Origin of the sequence: Micromonospora sp. NPDC050187 (assembly GCF_044459745.1) — a bacterium.
Taxonomy (GTDB): Bacteria; Actinomycetota; Actinomycetes; order Mycobacteriales; family Micromonosporaceae; genus Micromonospora.
In genome coordinates this window covers 188,357-203,310 of sequence record NZ_JBITJH010000008.1, presented here as the reverse complement: position 1 = coordinate 203,310, position 14,954 = coordinate 188,357, and the positions used below count along the sequence as shown (strand labels likewise).

Annotated in this window: 12 protein-coding genes and 2 pseudogenes; 5 read left to right on the top strand and 9 right to left on the bottom strand. The window is 73.3% G+C overall.

Annotation, left to right across the window (positions count from 1 at the left end; translation table 11 throughout):
- Positions 1–44: 44 nt before the first annotated feature.
- Positions 45–1,598 carry a glutamine-hydrolyzing GMP synthase gene (guaA, locus tag ACIBJE_RS15515; protein WP_396748511.1) on the bottom strand — a complete coding sequence of 518 codons (1,554 nt, stop codon included), beginning with the start codon at positions 1,596–1,598 and terminating at the stop codon, positions 45–47.
- Between the two features lie 285 nt (positions 1,599–1,883).
- Between guaA and ACIBJE_RS15510 the strand changes: the two genes are divergently transcribed.
- Both ACIBJE_RS15510 and ACIBJE_RS15505 read left to right on the top strand, forming a co-directional pair.
- On the top strand, positions 1,884–2,582 hold the full coding sequence (locus ACIBJE_RS15510; protein WP_396748509.1) for a bacteriorhodopsin: 699 nt from the start codon (positions 1,884–1,886) through the stop codon (positions 2,580–2,582).
- Positions 2,560–3,660 carry a Brp/Blh family beta-carotene 15,15'-dioxygenase gene (locus ACIBJE_RS15505; RefSeq protein WP_396748507.1) on the top strand — a complete coding sequence of 367 codons (1,101 nt, stop codon included), beginning with the start codon at positions 2,560–2,562 and terminating at the stop codon, positions 3,658–3,660. Before ACIBJE_RS15510 ends, ACIBJE_RS15505 begins: the two co-directional genes overlap by 23 nt.
- A gap of 27 nt (positions 3,661–3,687) precedes the next feature.
- Here ACIBJE_RS15505 and ACIBJE_RS15500 read toward each other — a convergent pair whose 3' ends face one another.
- The 6 genes from ACIBJE_RS15500 to guaB form a co-directional block, all read right to left on the bottom strand.
- Positions 3,688–5,385: an FAD-dependent oxidoreductase gene (locus ACIBJE_RS15500; protein ID WP_396748505.1), complete on the bottom strand. Its 1,698-nt coding sequence runs from the start codon at positions 5,383–5,385 to the stop codon at positions 3,688–3,690.
- 87 nt (positions 5,386–5,472) lie between these two features.
- Positions 5,473–6,930, bottom strand: a complete 1,458-nt coding sequence (locus tag ACIBJE_RS15495) for a M1 family metallopeptidase (protein WP_396748503.1) — start codon at positions 6,928–6,930, stop codon at positions 5,473–5,475.
- Between the two features lie 114 nt (positions 6,931–7,044).
- Complete coding sequence (locus ACIBJE_RS15490) at positions 7,045–8,466, bottom strand: M1 family metallopeptidase (protein WP_396748501.1); 1,422 nt, start codon at positions 8,464–8,466, stop codon at positions 7,045–7,047.
- A 14-nt stretch (positions 8,467–8,480) separates the two neighbouring features.
- Positions 8,481–8,819, bottom strand: a complete 339-nt coding sequence (locus tag ACIBJE_RS15485; protein ID WP_396748708.1) for a hypothetical protein — start codon at positions 8,817–8,819, stop codon at positions 8,481–8,483.
- 38 nt (positions 8,820–8,857) lie between these two features.
- The gene (locus ACIBJE_RS15480; RefSeq protein ID WP_396748499.1) at positions 8,858–9,976 is read right to left on the bottom strand and encodes a GuaB3 family IMP dehydrogenase-related protein; all 1,119 of its coding nucleotides are present in this window, start codon (positions 9,974–9,976) and stop codon (positions 8,858–8,860) included.
- 28 nt (positions 9,977–10,004) lie between these two features.
- Complete coding sequence (guaB, locus tag ACIBJE_RS15475; protein ID WP_396748497.1) at positions 10,005–11,567, bottom strand: IMP dehydrogenase; 1,563 nt, start codon at positions 11,565–11,567, stop codon at positions 10,005–10,007.
- A 183-nt stretch (positions 11,568–11,750) separates the two neighbouring features.
- On the opposite strand from guaB, the gene ACIBJE_RS15470 reads away from it, so the two are divergent.
- Positions 11,751–12,164, top strand: coding sequence for a DUF5319 domain-containing protein (locus ACIBJE_RS15470; RefSeq protein WP_396748495.1), 414 nt, complete (start codon positions 11,751–11,753; stop codon positions 12,162–12,164).
- Between the two features lie 25 nt (positions 12,165–12,189).
- On the opposite strand, the pseudogene ACIBJE_RS15465 reads toward ACIBJE_RS15470, so the two are convergent.
- Both ACIBJE_RS15465 and ACIBJE_RS15460 read right to left on the bottom strand, forming a co-directional pair.
- A pseudogene (locus ACIBJE_RS15465) lies at positions 12,190–12,384 on the bottom strand (response regulator transcription factor); the annotation flags it as partial.
- A gap of 77 nt (positions 12,385–12,461) precedes the next feature.
- Positions 12,462–13,005: pseudogene (locus ACIBJE_RS15460) on the bottom strand (helix-turn-helix transcriptional regulator); the annotation flags it as partial.
- A gap of 256 nt (positions 13,006–13,261) precedes the next feature.
- Between ACIBJE_RS15460 and ACIBJE_RS15455 the strand changes: the two are divergent.
- Together ACIBJE_RS15455 and ACIBJE_RS15450 are read left to right on the top strand one after the other, a co-directional pair.
- Positions 13,262–13,645 (top strand): WhiB family transcriptional regulator, encoded by a 384-nt coding sequence (locus ACIBJE_RS15455; protein ID WP_396748493.1) that lies wholly within the window; start codon positions 13,262–13,264, stop codon positions 13,643–13,645.
- A 73-nt stretch (positions 13,646–13,718) separates the two neighbouring features.
- Positions 13,719–14,942, top strand: coding sequence for a hypothetical protein (locus ACIBJE_RS15450; RefSeq protein WP_396748491.1), 1,224 nt, complete (start codon positions 13,719–13,721; stop codon positions 14,940–14,942).
- Positions 14,943–14,954 lie beyond the last annotated feature (12 nt).

The window sequence follows — 14,954 nt, the reverse complement described above, 5'->3', positions numbered from 1 at the left end:
CGCTCCGGCCACCCGCCCGAAGGCTCCTCGTCGGCCCGCTCGGGTCACTCCCACTCGATGGTGCCCGGGGGCTTGCTGGTCACGTCCAGCACCACCCGGTTGACCTCGGCCACCTCGTTGGTGATCCGGGTGGAGATCCGGGCGACCACGTCGTACGGCAGGCGGGACCAGTCGGCGGTCATCGCGTCCTCGCTGGAGACCGGGCGGAGCACCACCGGGTGGCCGTAGGTGCGCCCGTCACCCTGCACCCCGACGCTGCGCACGTCGGCCAGGAGGACCACCGGGAACTGCCACACGTCCCGGTCCAGGCCGGCGGCGGACAGCTCCTCCCGGGCGATCAGGTCGGCCTGACGGAGCAGGTCCAGCCGCTCCCGGTCGACCGCGCCGATGATCCGGATGGCCAGGCCCGGCCCCGGGAACGGGTGCCGCCAGACCATCGCCTCGGGCAGCCCCAGCTCCAGCCCGAGCGTCCGGACCTCGTCCTTGAAGAGCGTGCGCAGCGGCTCCACCAGGGCGAACTTCAGATCCTCCGGCAGCCCGCCGACGTTGTGGTGGCTCTTGATGTTGGCGGTGCCGCTGCCGCCGCCGGACTCCACCACGTCCGGGTAGAGGGTGCCCTGCACCAGGAACTCGACGTCGCCGTGGGCGGCGATCTCCCGGGCGGCGGCCTCGAAGACCCGGATGAACTCCCGGCCGATGATCTTGCGCTTCTGCTCCGGGTCGGTCACCCCGGCCAGCGCGCCGAGGAACCGCTCCTGCGCGTCCACCACCTTCAGCTTGATGCCGGTGGCGGCCACGTAGTCCTTCTCGACCTGCTCCGCCTCACCGGCGCGCAGCAGACCGTGGTCGACGAAGACGCAGGTGAGCTGGTCACCGACCGCCCGGTGCACCAGGGCGGCGGCGACCGCCGAGTCGACCCCGCCGCTGAGGCCGCAGATGACCTCCTTGTCGCCGACCTGGGCGCGGATCCGCTCGACCTGCTCCTCGATGATGTTGGCCGGGGTCCAGGTCGGCTCGATGCCGGCGATGTCGTAGAGGAAGCGCTGGAGCATCTCCTGCCCGTGCGCGGTGTGCCCGACCTCCGGGTGGAACTGCACGCCGGCCCGGCGGCCGACCACGTCCTCGAAGGCGGCGACCGGGGCGCCCGCCGACTCGGCGGTCACCGTGAAGCCGTCCGGGGCCTCGGTCACGCAGTCGCCGTGGCTCATCCATACCGGCAGCTCGGCCGGCAGCTGCCGCAGCAGCACCCCGGCGTCCACCCGGGGACGCAGCGGCGTACCGCCGTACTCCCGGCTGCCGGTGCGGGCGACGGTGCCGCCGAGGGCCCGCGCCATCGCCTGGAAGCCGTAGCAGATGCCGAAGACCGGCACGTCGGCGGTGAACAGCCCGGCGTCGACCTGCGGCGCACCCGGTTCGTAGACGCTCGACGGGCCGCCGGACAGGATGATCGCCGCCGGGTTCTTCGCCAGCATCTCGGCGACCGGCATCGAGTGCGGCACGATCTCGGAGTAGACCCGCGCCTCACGCACCCGGCGGGCGATGAGCTGGGCGTACTGGGCTCCGAAGTCCACCACGAGGACAGGGCGAGGCGTGCTCATGGCAGCAAAGCCTACCGGCGACGCCAGCGCGGACCGCTCCGGTCCGTCACCGCGCGGCCGTGGTGATCCCCGGCGTGGCGGCGACATGTCGGCCAGGACGCTTGGGGTGCTCCCTTCCGACAGAATCGGAGCCATTGTCAGGCTTTAGGGCTTTCAGCTTAGATATGGTGTTTGTACCATCCGTCCCCAGGTTCTGGAACGACATGACGCCCCGGCTCCGCCCAGGTCGTGCGCAGCGGGCAGCCGGGCGGGCGCGGTGTTTTCGGAGCCGGCCGAGGAGTGCGCATGACCGAGTGGTGGCTGTGGATGTACATCGCCGCCATGGCGGGTGGGGTCGTGCTCTTCACCCGATGGCGGGCGGACCCGTGCGGAGTCCCGCTCAGCGAGTACCGGGTGGCGATCGCGATCCCACTCTGGTCCGGCTTCTGGTACCTGGTCATGGCCTTGGGCGGCGGGCGGGCGGAGGTGGCCGGCCACACGCTCTACTGGGCGCGGTACGTCGACTGGGCGGTCACCTCCCCCCTGTTGCTGGTGGCCCTGATGCTGACCGCGACGCACTCCCTGCCCGGCCGCCGCTGGGGACTGACCGGCGCCATCGTCGGGACGAACTTGGTGATCTTCCTCTGCGGGCTGGCCGCCGAGCTCACGGCGAACACCACGGCCCGCTACACCCTCTACGCGATCGGGGTGCTGGCCTTCCTCGCGGTCTACGGCCTGATCTGGGGACCGATGCACGCCCATGCGCACCGTCAACCGAAGGAGATCGCGGCGGTGTACCGGGAGGCCGCCCTGCTGCTCAGCGTGCTCTGGGTGGGCTACCCCGTGTTCTGGATCATCGGCCCGACCGGTGTCGGTCTGATCAGCTCCGCCACCACCAGCCTGCTCTTCGTCGTGCTGTCCATCCTGACGAAGGTGGGCTGGAGCATCATCGATCTCGGCCGGCTGCGTTCCCTGTCCGGCCGTGGTCAACTCACCGTCGTCTGACCCGGCCACGGAGGCCGGCCCTGCACTGCCGGCGGCAGACGACGGCGGTGCACCGACCCGGCTCCGACGGCCGGAGTCGCGCCCGACCGGCGCGGCGGACGGCCCGGGGAGGCCGGACCGGCTGCTGCTGCGCACCGGGACCACCTCGCAACTCGCCCTCGGCGGGCTGCTGGCGCTGTCGCCGCTGATCGGCGCCTCCGGGCTGGGCGACTCGTCCGCCTTCCTGATCGCGGGACTGCTCCTCGGACTCCCGCACGGCGCGGTCGACCACCTGGTGCCCGCCTGGAAGTCGGCACGCGCCCGGCAACTGCCGGCACGCGTGGCGCTGCTGGTGGTCTACGCGGCCGTCGCCGGGGCCGGACTGGCGGCCTTCCGGGCCGCGCCGCACCTGGCGCTGGTCGGATTCCTCGTCGTGTCGGTCGTCCACTTCGGCACCGCCGACGTGGCGTTCCATGCCGAGCGGGACCGTCGGCCGATCCGACCGGGGGTGTCCGGCGTGCTCGCGTACGGAGGACCGCCGGTGGTCATTCCGTTGGCGCTGTGGCGGGAGCAGGTCGACCCGTTGCTGGCGGCAGTGGCCCCGCAGACGCCGGCGCTGCTCGCCGTCGAGGTGCGGATGCTGGCGCTGGCCACCGTGCTGTGTGCGGTCGCGGTCACCGCGATCCGGCACGTCCGCGCCGGATGCGCCCGCGACGCCGGCCAACCCCTTCTCCTCGTCGGACTGTTCAGTACCGTGCCACCGCCCCTGGCCATCGGGGCGTACTTCGCAGCCTGGCACTCCTACCGCCATGTCGTTCGGTTGCTGCGGCACGATCCGCGGAACACGGCCGATCTGGGGGCCGGACGGCTCGGACCGCCGCTGCGTCGCTTCGCCCGCCAGGCCGCAGCCCCCACGGTGGTCGCCGTCGTCGCCCTGCTCGCCCTGGTCATCTGGCCCGGCCACCGGGCGGACCCGCTGCCCGCGACGGTCGCCGTGCTGGCCGCGCTGACCCTCCCGCACGCGGCGCTGGTCGCCTGGACGGACCGACGCGAACCCGGGCCACCACGCCTGACGGGGCAACCCGGGCAGCGGACCTGAGCACAGTCACCCGGGCAGCGGGCCTGATCACATCCGCAGGGCCCCGGGGGCGCCGGCCGGAACCGCCGGGAGCCGGGGCGGCACCGGCTCCAGCCGACGGTACGGCTCACCGAGCGGCGGCCTCGGGTCCTCGTCGCCCCGGTTCGGCCAGAACGCCATCGCCCGTTCCGCCTGCGCGGTGATCGTCAATGACGGGTTGACGCCCAGGTTCGCCGAGACCGCCGCGCCGTCCAGCACGTGCAGGCCCGGGTGCCCGAAGACCCGGTGGTACGGGTCGATCACCCCGCCGGCCGGGTCGGCACCGATCACCGCGCCGCCCAGGAGGTGCGCGGTCATCGGGATGTCGAACGGCTCGGTCAACGATCCGCCCGGCACCCCGCCGATCTCCTCGGCGAGCAGCCGGGCCGCCTGGTTGCCGGCCGGAATCCAGGTCGGGTTCGGCGTGCCGTGCCCCGGGCCGGAGACCAGCCGGCGGCCGAGCGGACCGCGCCGCAGCCGGGTGGTCAGCGAGTTGTCCGCCGACTGCATCACCAGCGCGATCACCGTCCGCTCCGACCAGCCGCGCACGGACAGCATCCGGGCCGCGAGGCCTGGCTGCCGGAGCAGGATGCCCAGCCAGCGACGGAGCCGGCGTGGGCCACCGTCGACCAGTAGCGACTGGAACAGCCCCATCGCGTTGGAGCCGCGCCCGTAGCGGACCGGCTCGATGTGGGTCTGCGCGTCCGGGTGGAACGAGCTGGTGATCGCCACCCCCTCGGTGAAGTCCAGTCCCTCGGCGCGGGCCCGCCGGCGGGGCACCGCCGCGCCGAGGATCGCCTCGGAGTTGGTCCGGGTCAGCTCGCCGAGGCGGGGCGAGATCCCGGGCAGCGCCCCGGTCGCCCGCATCTCGTGCAGCAGCCGCTGGGTGCCGAGCGCACCGGCCGCGAGGACCACCTGGTCGGCCTCGATCACCTGGCGTCGTTTCCGCAGCCAGGCCCCGGTGCGGACGGTCTCCACCCGGTACCCGCCACCCGGAGCGGGCCGGATCGCGGTCACCGTGGTCAGCGGGTGCACCCGCGCACCGAGCCGCTCGGCGAGCCAGAGATAGTTCTTGACCAGGGTGTTCTTGGCCCCGTGCCGGCAACCGGTCATGCAGGAGCCGCAGTGGGTGCAGCCGGTGCGCTCCGGACCTGCCCCGCCGAAGTACGGGTCGGTCACCCGCTCGCCGGGTCGGCCGATGTGCACCCCGACCGGTGTCGGGTGCACGGTGTGCCCGACTCCCATCCGCGCGGCCACCGCCCGCATCACCCGGTCCGCGCCGGTCTCCACCGGGTACGTGGTGACACCGAGCATCCGCTTCGCCTGGTCGTAGTGACCCGCCAGCTCGGTCCGCCAGTCGGTGATGTCCCGCCACTGCGGGTCGTCGTAGAAGGCGTCCAGAGGTTCGTAGAGGGTGTTCGCGTAGACCAGGGAACCGCCACCCACCCCGGCCCCGGAGAGCACCAGCACTCCCCCGCCGGCCTTCCGATCGGCCGGCCGGAGCAGGCTGATCCGCTGGATGCCGTAGCAGCCCAGCCGGGGGGCCCAGAGGAAACGCCGCAGCCGCCAGGAGGTCTCGGGGAACTCGTGGTCGGCGAACCGGCGGCCCGCCTCCAGCACGCCGACGGACCAGCCCTTCTCGGCCAGTCGCAGGGCCGCGACGCTGCCCCCGAAACCGGATCCGACGACCAGTACGTCGTACCGCATGGACGCCATCATCTACCGATCGGTAACCAGACGCCAGGGGCACTTTTCGCACCCTCCAGCACAGACGACGTGCCCGGCGGGTGGGACCTAGCGCGGGCGGTCCGGACGCTGCGAGCCGAACAGCCACGCGTCGAAGAGCGCGTCGAGCTGCCGGCCGGAGACCTGTTCGGCCAGGGCCACGAAGTCCTCGGTGGTGGCGTTGCCGTCGCGCTTCTCGGCGGCCCAGGTCCGCAGCAGACGGAAGAACGCGGCGTCGCCGACGGTCACCCGCAACGCGTGCACGGTCATCGCACCGCGCTGGTAGACCGACTCGCTGAACAGCTCGTCCGCGCCCGGGTCGCCGGGCGGGGTACGCCAGAGCGCCGACGAGGAGCCGGTGTACGCGGCGTCGAACGCCTGTTGGGCGGTTCCGTCACCCTGGTGCTCCGCCCAGAGCCACTCGGCGTAGGTGGCGAGGCCCTCGTTGAGCCAGATGTCCTGCCAGCGCTGGAGCGACACGCTGTTGCCGAACCACTGGTGCGCGATCTCGTGCACGACGATCCCGGTGTTCTCGCCGGAGTCGAAGAACCCGGCGGAGTAGACCGGCCGGCTCTGCGTCTCCAGCGCGTAGCGGATCCGGCTGTCCGAGATGACCACCCCGCCGTACGCCCCGACCGGGTACGGCCCGAAGACGCTCTCCAGGTAGTCGGCGACCTGGAGCGTCTGCGCCATCGACGCGTCGGCCGCGCCCCGGGGGACCCGGGTGCTCACCGCCGTGACCACCGGCCGGCCCTTGTGCTCGCCGGTCTCCATCCGGTACTCCCCGATCACCAGGGTGCTCAGGTAGCTCGCCATCGGGGTCCGCTCGGCCCACTTCCAGGTGGTCCAGCCACCCGCACTGGTCCGGCCGGACGGCACGCCGTTGCTCAACGCGGCCAGGCCGTCCGGGACGGTGACCTCGATGTCGTACGTCGCCTTGTCCGACGGGTGGTCGTTGACCGGGAACCAGGTGCTCGCCGACTCCGGCTGGCCGAGCGCGATCGCCCCGTCGGAGGTGTGCAGGAAGCCGCCCTCGCCGAGCGCCTCGTTCTCCAGCGGCTGCGGCTTCCCGTCGTAGCGGACCTCGACCTCGAAGCCGTTGCCGGCGGGGAGGCCGGCGGCGGGCACCACGGTCAGCTCCGCCCCCTGGTGGGTGTGCGCGGCGGGTGCCCCGTCCACGCTGACCGCCCGGACGGTGAGCCCGGCCAGGTCCAGGTTGAGGCGGGACAGGTCGACGGTGGCGGTCGCCCGTACGGTGACGACACCGGCGAGCCGGTCCTGCGCCGGGTCGTAGCGGACCTTCACCGCGTACTCGCGGACGTCGTAGCCGCCGTTGCCGTAGCTCGGGAAGTAGGCGTCCCCCGCGCCGGGCGCCCCGGGGACGAACTTGCGGACACTCGGCGACGAGGCGGACGGCTCCGGGACGTCGTCCGGCTCGGGTGGGGACGACTCGCAACCGGCCGCCAGCAGTCCCGCCGCCAGCAGCAGTGCGGCGCGGCGTGTGGTCGTACGCCGTACCTGTGTCATCACAACCTCCCGGGGGACGGCGCGGCCTGCCCGCGCGGTGGGCCGGAACGCCCACACCCGGCACCGCCGACCCACGGCCGGCCCGACCAGGCGCTCCGATGATCACACACCGGGTCAGGGCATCGCCGGGGCGGTGTCACCGACCAGCCAGGCGTCGAGGAGCGGACGCAGCGACCGACCGGAGAGGCGTTCGGCCAGCAGCACGAGGTCGCCGGTGGTCGCGTTGCCGTCGCGCCGTTCCAGGGTCCAGGTCCGCAGGATCCGGAAGAAGGCGTCGTCACCGACCGTCCGACGCAGGGCGTGCACGGTGAGCGCACCGCGCTGGTAGACCGCGGCGGAGAACAACCGGGCCGGGCCCGGGTCCAGGGTGGGCATCGACCAGTCGGTGACGGCGTACTGCCGCTCGAAGCTCTGCTGGGCCGTCGGGCCACCGGTGCGTTCCGCCCAGAGCCACTCGGCGTAGGTGGCGAAGCCCTCGTTGAGCCAGATGTCGCTCCACCGGGCGACCGAGACGCTGTTGCCGAACCACTGGTGGGCCAGCTCGTGCGCGACCACGGCGGGGTTCGGTTGCCCGTCCCGGAAGAACCCCGGCCCGTACACCGGGCGGGACTGGGTCTCCAGGGCGTACCCGACGCGCGGGTCGGCGACCGCGATCCCGCCGTACGACTCGAACGGGTACGGCCCGAAGAGGGTCTCCAGGTGGTCGGCGATCTCGGTGGTGCGGTCGAGGGACCGGGCGGCGGGGCCGTCGGCGGGCAGCCCGGCGGCGACCGCCGTGACCACCGGACGTCCCCGGTGCACGCCGGTCCGCACCCGGTACTCCCCGATCACCAGGGTGCTCAGGTAGCTCGCCATCGGGGTCCGCTCGGCCCACTTCCAGGTGGTCCAGCCACCCGCACTGGTCCGGCCCGTCGGCACGCCGTTGCTCAACGCGGCCAGGCCGTCCGGGACGGTGACCTCGATGTCGTACGTCGCCTTGTCCGACGGGTGGTCGTTGACCGGGAACCAGGTGCTCGCCGACTCCGGCTGGCCGAGCGCGATCGCCCCGTCGGAGGTGTGCAGGAAGCCGCCCTCGCCCAGGCCGGAGTTGGTGACGGTGCCGGGCACCCCGGCGTACTCGACCACCACGGCGAACCGGCGGCCCGGTGCGATCCGCTCGGCCGGGGTGACCACCAGTTCGGCGCCGGCCCGCCGGTGCGTGGCCGGACGACCGTCCACGGTGACCGCCGAGACGGTCAGCCCGACCAGGTCGAGGTTGAACCGGCTCAGCGCCTGGCGGCTGGTGGCGGTGACCGTGGTGGTGCCGTCGAGCCGGTCGGTGGCCGGGTCGTAGCGCACCCGCAGGTCGTACCCGGCGACGTCGTAGCCGCCGTTGCCGTACTGCGGGAAGTAACGGTCGCCGATGCCGGCGGCCCCCGCGTCACCGGCGGGGTCAGCCTTGGGGGTGCAGCCGACCAGGGCCGGCACCACGATCAGGGCGAGCACTCCGGCGGCGAACCGACGTGCCGGGCGGCCAGCCCGTCCCGCTCGCCCCATCGGCGCTCCCCCGTTCACGTACGACGTCCCGTGGGCCGGAGTGGGCACCCGTCGGTGACGTGATCGCCCGGCCGAACCCGTTCGGCGAGTGCGACGAAGTCGTCGGTGCTGGCGTTGCCGTTCTGGTACTCGGTCAGGAAGGTCCGCAGGACGGTGAAGAAGGCGTCGTCACCGACCGTACGGCGCGACGCGCCGTTGCCCAGATCCGGGAAGTAGGTGTCCCCGCTGGTGGCCGCACCCGGCCGGTAGCGCTCGTCGCCCTCCCCGTCGGCGCAGCCGACGACGGCCAGCGTCAGCACCAGCCCGAGTACGCCGATTCTCCTCAGGCGGCCGGCACCCGCCCCGTGCTCCATGATCACGGCGAGCGTACGGGGCGGGACCGACGCCGTCGTCAGCGGTCGAGGACCAGGCCGACCTTCTGGAACTCCTTCAGGTCGCGGTAGCCGCACTTGGCCATCGCCCGACGCAGGCCGCCGAAGAGGTTGAGCTGGCCGTCCGGCTCGTCGGCCGGGCCGAAGAGCAGCCGCTCCATCGGGCCGAGCGGCTCGCCGGCCACCTCGAACGCGCCCCGTGGCAGGGACGGGTGGCTCGCCGCCGAGTGCCACCAGGCACCGCCGGCCGGGGCCTCCGCGCAGAGCGAGAGCGGCTCGCCGAGCATCACCGCGTCCGCGCCGCAGCCGAGCGCCTTGGCGATGTCGCCGGAGGTCTGCACGTCGCCGTCGGCGATCAGGTGCACGTACCGACCGCCGGTCTCGTCGAGGTAGTCCCGGCGGGCCGCCGCCGCGTCCGCGATGGCGGTCGCCATCGGCACCCGGATGCCGAGCACCGACTCGGTGGTCGACCAGCCGTCGCCGCCGATACCGACGATCACACCCGCCGCGCCGGTGCGCATGAGGTGCAGCGCGGTCTTGTAGTCGGTGCAGCCACCGACGATCACCGGCAGGTCGAGGTCGGCGATGAACTCCTTGAGGTTCAGCGGCTCGTCGGTGGTGGAGACGTGCTCGGCGGAGACGATGGTGCCCTGGATGACCAGGATGTCGACCCCGGCGTCCAGGATCACCGGAGCCAGCGCCAGGGTGTGCTGCGGCGAGACCCGGACGGCCACCGTGCCGCCCCCGGCCCGCAGCTCCCGGACCCGCTCGGCGATCAGGTCGGGGCGGATCGGCTCGGCGTACACCTCCTGGAGGCGCTTGGTGGCGCGGGCATCCTCGCCGAGCCCGGCCAGCTCCTCCAGCACCTTCGTCGGGTTCTCGTACCGGGTCCAGAGCCCCTCGACGTTGAGCACGCCCAGGCCGCCGAGCTGGCCGAGCCGGACCGCCGAGGCCGGGCTCATCGTCGCGTCGGACGGGTGCGCGACGCAGGGGATGCCGAACTGGTACGCGTCGAGCTGCCAACCGGTCGAGACGTCGTCGACGTCACGGGTCCGCCGACTCGGCACGATGGCGATGTCGTCCAGGTGGTAGCCGCGCTGCGCGGTCTTGCCCAGCCCGATCTCGACCACGTCACGCATGGGGGTCTCCAGTTGTCGCAGGGGATGGTCAGCGGGTGTGGTAGTTCGGCGCCTCGACGGTCATCTGGATGTCGTGCGGGTGGCTCTCCTTGAGGCCGGCCGCCGTGATCCGGATGAGCTGCCCACGGCGGTGCAGCTCGGGGATGCTCTCCGCGCCGACGTACCCCATCGCGGCCCGCAGCCCGCCGATGAGCTGGTGGGCCACCGCGGAGAGGTGGCCACGGTACGGCACCTGGCCCTCGACGCCCTCGGGGACCAGCTTGTCCTCGGCGAGGACGTCCTGCTGGAAGTAGCGGTCCTTGGAGTAGGAACGCGCCTGGCCCCGCGACTGCATCGCGCCGAGCGAGCCCATCCCCCGGTACGACTTGAACTGCTTGCCGTTGATGAAGAGCAACTCGCCGGGGCTCTCCTCGCAGCCGGCCAGCAGGCTGCCGAGCATCACCGTGTCGGCCCCGGCGACCAGCGCCTTGGCGATGTCGCCGGAGTACTGGATGCCGCCGTCGCCGATCACCGGGACGCCGGCCGGGCGGGCGGCGCGGGCCGCCTCCATGATCGCGGTGATCTGCGGTACGCCCACCCCGGCGACGATGCGGGTGGTGCAGATCGCCCCCGGCCCGACACCGACCTTGACGCCGTCGGCACCCGCGTCGACCAGCGCCTTCGCCCCGGCGTAGGTGGCCACGTTGCCGCCGACGACGTCGACGCCGGTGTCCTTCTTGAGCTGGCGGACCATGTCCAGCACGGCCCGCTGGTGCCCGTGCGCGGTGTCCACGATCAGCACGTCCACGCCCGCGTCGACCAGCGCCCGGGCCCGCTTGTACGAGTCCTCGCCGACCCCGACGGCGGCGGCGACCCGGAGCCGTCCGGCGCCGTCCTTGGTGGCGTTCGGGTACTGCTCGCTCTTGGTGAAGTCCTTGACGGTGATCAGCCCGCGCAGCCGGCCCGCGTCGTCGACGATCGGCAGCTTCTCGACCTTGTGCTGACGCAGCAGGGCCAGCGCCTCGTCCTTGCTGACCCCGACCGGGGCGGTGACCAGCGGGGTCCGGGTCATGATCTCGCGGACCGGGGTGCTCGGCTCGGTGACGAAGCGCATGTCCCGGTTGGTGACGATGCCGACGAGCTGACCGTCGGCGTCCACCACGGGGACGCCGGAGATGCGGTACCGCCCGCAGAGCGCGTCGACGTCGCGGAGGGTGTCGTCCGGGCTGGCCGTCACCGGGTTGGTGATCATGCCGGACTCGGAGCGCTTGACCAGGTCGACCTGGAGCGCCTGGTCCTCCACCGAGAGGTTGCGGTGCAGCACGCCGATGCCGCCCTGCCGGGCCATGGCGATGGCCATCCGCGCCTCGGTCACCGTGTCCATCGCGCTGGAGAGCAGCGGCACGGAGAGGGTGACGTTGCGGGTCAGCCGGGTGACCGTGTTGACCCGGCTCGGCACCACGTCCGACTCGCCCGGCTGGAGCAGCACGTCGTCGAAGGTCAGGCCGAGGGGCACCACCCGCGCCGAGCCGGCGGGCAGTTCCGGCAGGTGGCCACCCAGCTCGCCGGGCTCGGCACCCGTCGGACGATCGGTGCTGGGCGAAATATCCACGATTGCTCCCCTGAGCTGCTCGTACGGGCTTCGTGAGGTGGTGCGCGGCACCGGAACGCGCCACCGAACGCGGGCGCGTCACCCCATCGTACCCATTGAGCTGGGCGGCCCCGGGCGGCGGCGCGGCCGGCGACGGACGGGCTGGGGCAGGCGGGCGGACGACGTTGGGTCTACGGTGAGAGGGTGCACGACGAGCCCATCGACCCGTTCAACGGCGACCCGGCCGACCCGGCCGCCGGTCTGCACGACCCCGGTGACGACGCCCCGCTGGAACCGCTGACCGACGTCGAGCGGCAGGACGTCCTGGAGGACCTGGCCGATCTCGAGATCTACCAGGCACTGCTGGCGCCGATCGGGGTCCGCGGGTTGGTGATCGAGTGCGAGGACTGCCACGAACCGCACTACTTCGACTGGGACCTGCTCCGGGGCAATCTGCGCCACCTGCTCAGCTCCGGCCGGCCCCGGGTGCACGAGCCGGCCTACGACCCGGATCCCGACCACTACGTCACCTGGGACTACGCCCGGGGCTACGCCGACGGGGTGCACGACACCCTGACCGAGTCCGGCGAGGACGACGCGGACTCTCCCGGAGCCTGACCCGCCGGCCGCGCCCCGGGTCGGCTCAGGCCACCAGGCCGGCGCGGAAGCCGGCGGCGACGGCGTGCGCCCGGTCCCGGGCACCGAGCTTGCGGAAGAGCCGGCGGGCGTGCGTCTTGACGGTGTCCTCCGAGACGAACAGCTCCCGGCCGATCTCGGCGTTGCTCTTCCCCTCCGCCATGCCGAGCAGCACCTGGAGTTCCCGCTCGGTCAGCCCGATCCCGCCCCGGCCGCGCCCGGCCGGTTCGGGTCGGCGACGCTCCTGCGCCGTCCGGGTGGTCTCCGGCTCCGTGTCGTCGTCCGGCTCGTCGTCACCGCGCTGGACCGGAACCACCGCCGGGCCGCCCGGCACCTCCTGTCCCGGCCACTCGGCCGGCGTCGCGGCCGGGGCCCGGCCGCCCGGCCGTCCGGTCGCGCCGACGGCGGCGGCGGTGTCGAGGGCCGGATCGGCGATCCGGCGGCGGGACGACCGCCCCGGGGCGGTGAGCAGCAGCAGGGCCTTGGCGACGGCGCTGGTGAGGTCCTGGTCGACGCCCTGGATCAGCCCACGGGCCCCGGCGCTGATGGTCGCCGCCGCAGCGCCGGACTCCTCCGCACCGAGCAGCAGCACCGCCGCCTGGGGGGCCCGGGCCAGGACACGCCGGACGAATCCGGCGCTGTCCGGGCGGGTCAGCGCGGTGTCGGCGAGCACCACGTCGGGCGGTTGCTCGGCGAGGCGCAGCATCACCTCGGGATCGGAGACGGCGGTACGGACGACGGCGGACAGGCCCAGCCTGGCCGCTGCGGAAGACAGGTGCTGCGCCGCCAGCGGGGTCCGGACGCAGACGAGAACCGTACGCACAGTGGGGTCTCCTCTCCGTCAGGAAGCAGACCACGGGCGGCGCTGATCATGAGGGCGTTCCGGGCAATTCTCCGAACTTTTCCGACATATGGGGTCTTTGACGCGAGTTGCCGGAGCTTTTCGATCACACACGTGTGAGCGGGCGGACGGCAGGGTATCGGAGGGTCCAGGCCGGACACGGCGTGCTCGCGCGAACCGCCGCCCGGGACGGCCTGACGGACCATCGCGGCGGTGCCGCGCGGGAGGAGGGGTGCTGATGTCGAACGTACGTAGACTGCCCGGACCCATCGTCGACCTCTGGGACTGGCAACGGCTCGGTGCCTGCCGGGGCCGCGACAGCGCCCAGTTCTTCCACCCGGACGGCGAACGCGGTTCCTCCCGGCTGCGCCGCGAGTCGGGAGCCAAGGCGGTCTGCCGGGCCTGCCCGGTGCGCGCCGAGTGCGCGGCGCACGCCCTCGCCGTCCGCGAGCCGTACGGGGTGTGGGGCGGCTTCAGCGAGTCCGAGCGCCTCCGCCTGCTCGCCATCGGCTGGGAGGACCTGGCCGACCGGCGGCGCAGCCGGGTGGACGTCGCCCGGCTGGAGGCCCGCCTCGGCCGCCCGCACAAGTCGACCGTGCCCGCCCAGCGCAAGATCGCCTGAGGCGCCGACCAGGACCACCGCTGCCGTGCCCCTGCCGGGGGCGCGGCAGCGTGCTGTCGGGCAGCATGGCCGGATGTCATCCGATCTCCCCGTACCTGACCTGCTCTGGAACCGGTGGGCCCTGTTCGCCGGTGCCCTCACCGCGCTCGGCGTCGACGACGTCTACTGGTGCGCCGCCGACGGCGCCCACCACGACGACCACGGCGGGAACCGGTCCCGCCTGGTGCTGGTCGACGGCGGACGGGCGGTGCTCTTCGGGTACGACCACGAGTACAGCGAGACGGTGACCGCCACGCCCCCGATCGACCTGCTCGCCGGGGCTCCCGCCTGGCTGCCCTGGCCGGAGCTGCTCCGCTGGCAGGCCGACGACCAGCTCGGCTACGTCTACTGGTACGACGACGGGGTCTGGTCCCGGGTGCCGTACCCGGACGACGTGTCGGACGGCCTGGTCGCCACCGCCCGGGCGGTGCTCGACGAGGAACGGGCCCGACTCGAACTCGTAAACGTGGTCTTCGAGTGGGGTGAACACGAGCGGGACGACCCGGCCGAGCGGGACGACGTGGCCGGGGCCGCCGCCCGCCTGCTCGCCGCCGCCGAGGCGTGCGCCCTCGACGCGGAGGCCCTTTCCGGGCTGCTCGGCCGGTTCCCGGCCGACGCCGTCGACCTGACCGCCGCCCTGGCCGTCGCGGACGCCGCCGGGATCACCCCCGGCGGCCGGACCCCGCCGGCCGTTCCGGCCGGCACCGCCGTCCCGGCCCGGCGGGTACGGACGCTCAGCGACGACGGGCACGAGGACCTGGTCCGGGCCGCGATGCGCGAGGAGCCGGAGCGGCAGCGGCCCGAGCCGGCGCACTCCCCGGAACTGGCCGCGCTGGTGGATTGGGTCCGCGCGCAGGCACCGGCCGGCGACGGGCGCTGCACCCTGGTCGTGGTGGCCACCGACACCAGCCTCGGCACGCAGCCGGGGCCGCAGCCCCCACGTGCCCTCACCGGGGAGACCGACTGGCAGGGGTTCAAGGAGCTGTCCGGCCTGACCCGTGAGCTACGGACGGCGGAGAGCCACCCCGAGTGCGGACGCTGGTTCTTCCTCCGCCTGGCGACCACGCCGGAGGGGTACGCCGTCGAGCGACGTCACGACTCCTGGCCGGACTGGTACCCGTCCTCCCGCTACAACAGCCTGCACCTCGGCGACCTCCGGACGGAACTGGACCGCCGCGCGCCGGGGTACCACCCCTCCTGGGCATCCCTGCTCGACCCCGGGACCGCCTGGCGGGACGTGCCCGGCGACGCCGGCTGAGCCCCGTGGTAC

What these genes read in the sequence shown, in the direction of transcription:
- guaA (WP_396748511.1), bottom strand. Translation starts at nt 1,598, where the DNA reads ATGAGCACGCCTCGCCCTGTCCTCGTGGTGGACTTCGGAGCCCAGTAC.
- ACIBJE_RS15510 (WP_396748509.1), top strand. Translation starts at nt 1,884, where the DNA reads ATGACCGAGTGGTGGCTGTGGATGTACATCGCCGCCATGGCGGGTGGG.
- ACIBJE_RS15500 (WP_396748505.1), bottom strand. Translation starts at nt 5,385, where the DNA reads ATGCGGTACGACGTACTGGTCGTCGGATCCGGTTTCGGGGGCAGCGTC.
- ACIBJE_RS15495 (WP_396748503.1), bottom strand. Translation starts at nt 6,930, where the DNA reads ATGACACAGGTACGGCGTACGACCACACGCCGCGCCGCACTGCTGCTG.
- ACIBJE_RS15490 (WP_396748501.1), bottom strand. Translation starts at nt 8,466, where the DNA reads ATGGGGCGAGCGGGACGGGCTGGCCGCCCGGCACGTCGGTTCGCCGCC.
- ACIBJE_RS15485 (WP_396748708.1), bottom strand. Translation starts at nt 8,819, where the DNA reads ATGGAGCACGGGGCGGGTGCCGGCCGCCTGAGGAGAATCGGCGTACTC.
- ACIBJE_RS15480 (WP_396748499.1), bottom strand. Translation starts at nt 9,976, where the DNA reads ATGCGTGACGTGGTCGAGATCGGGCTGGGCAAGACCGCGCAGCGCGGC.
- ACIBJE_RS15455 (WP_396748493.1), top strand. Translation starts at nt 13,262, where the DNA reads ATGTCGAACGTACGTAGACTGCCCGGACCCATCGTCGACCTCTGGGAC.
- ACIBJE_RS15450 (WP_396748491.1), top strand. Translation starts at nt 13,719, where the DNA reads ATGTCATCCGATCTCCCCGTACCTGACCTGCTCTGGAACCGGTGGGCC.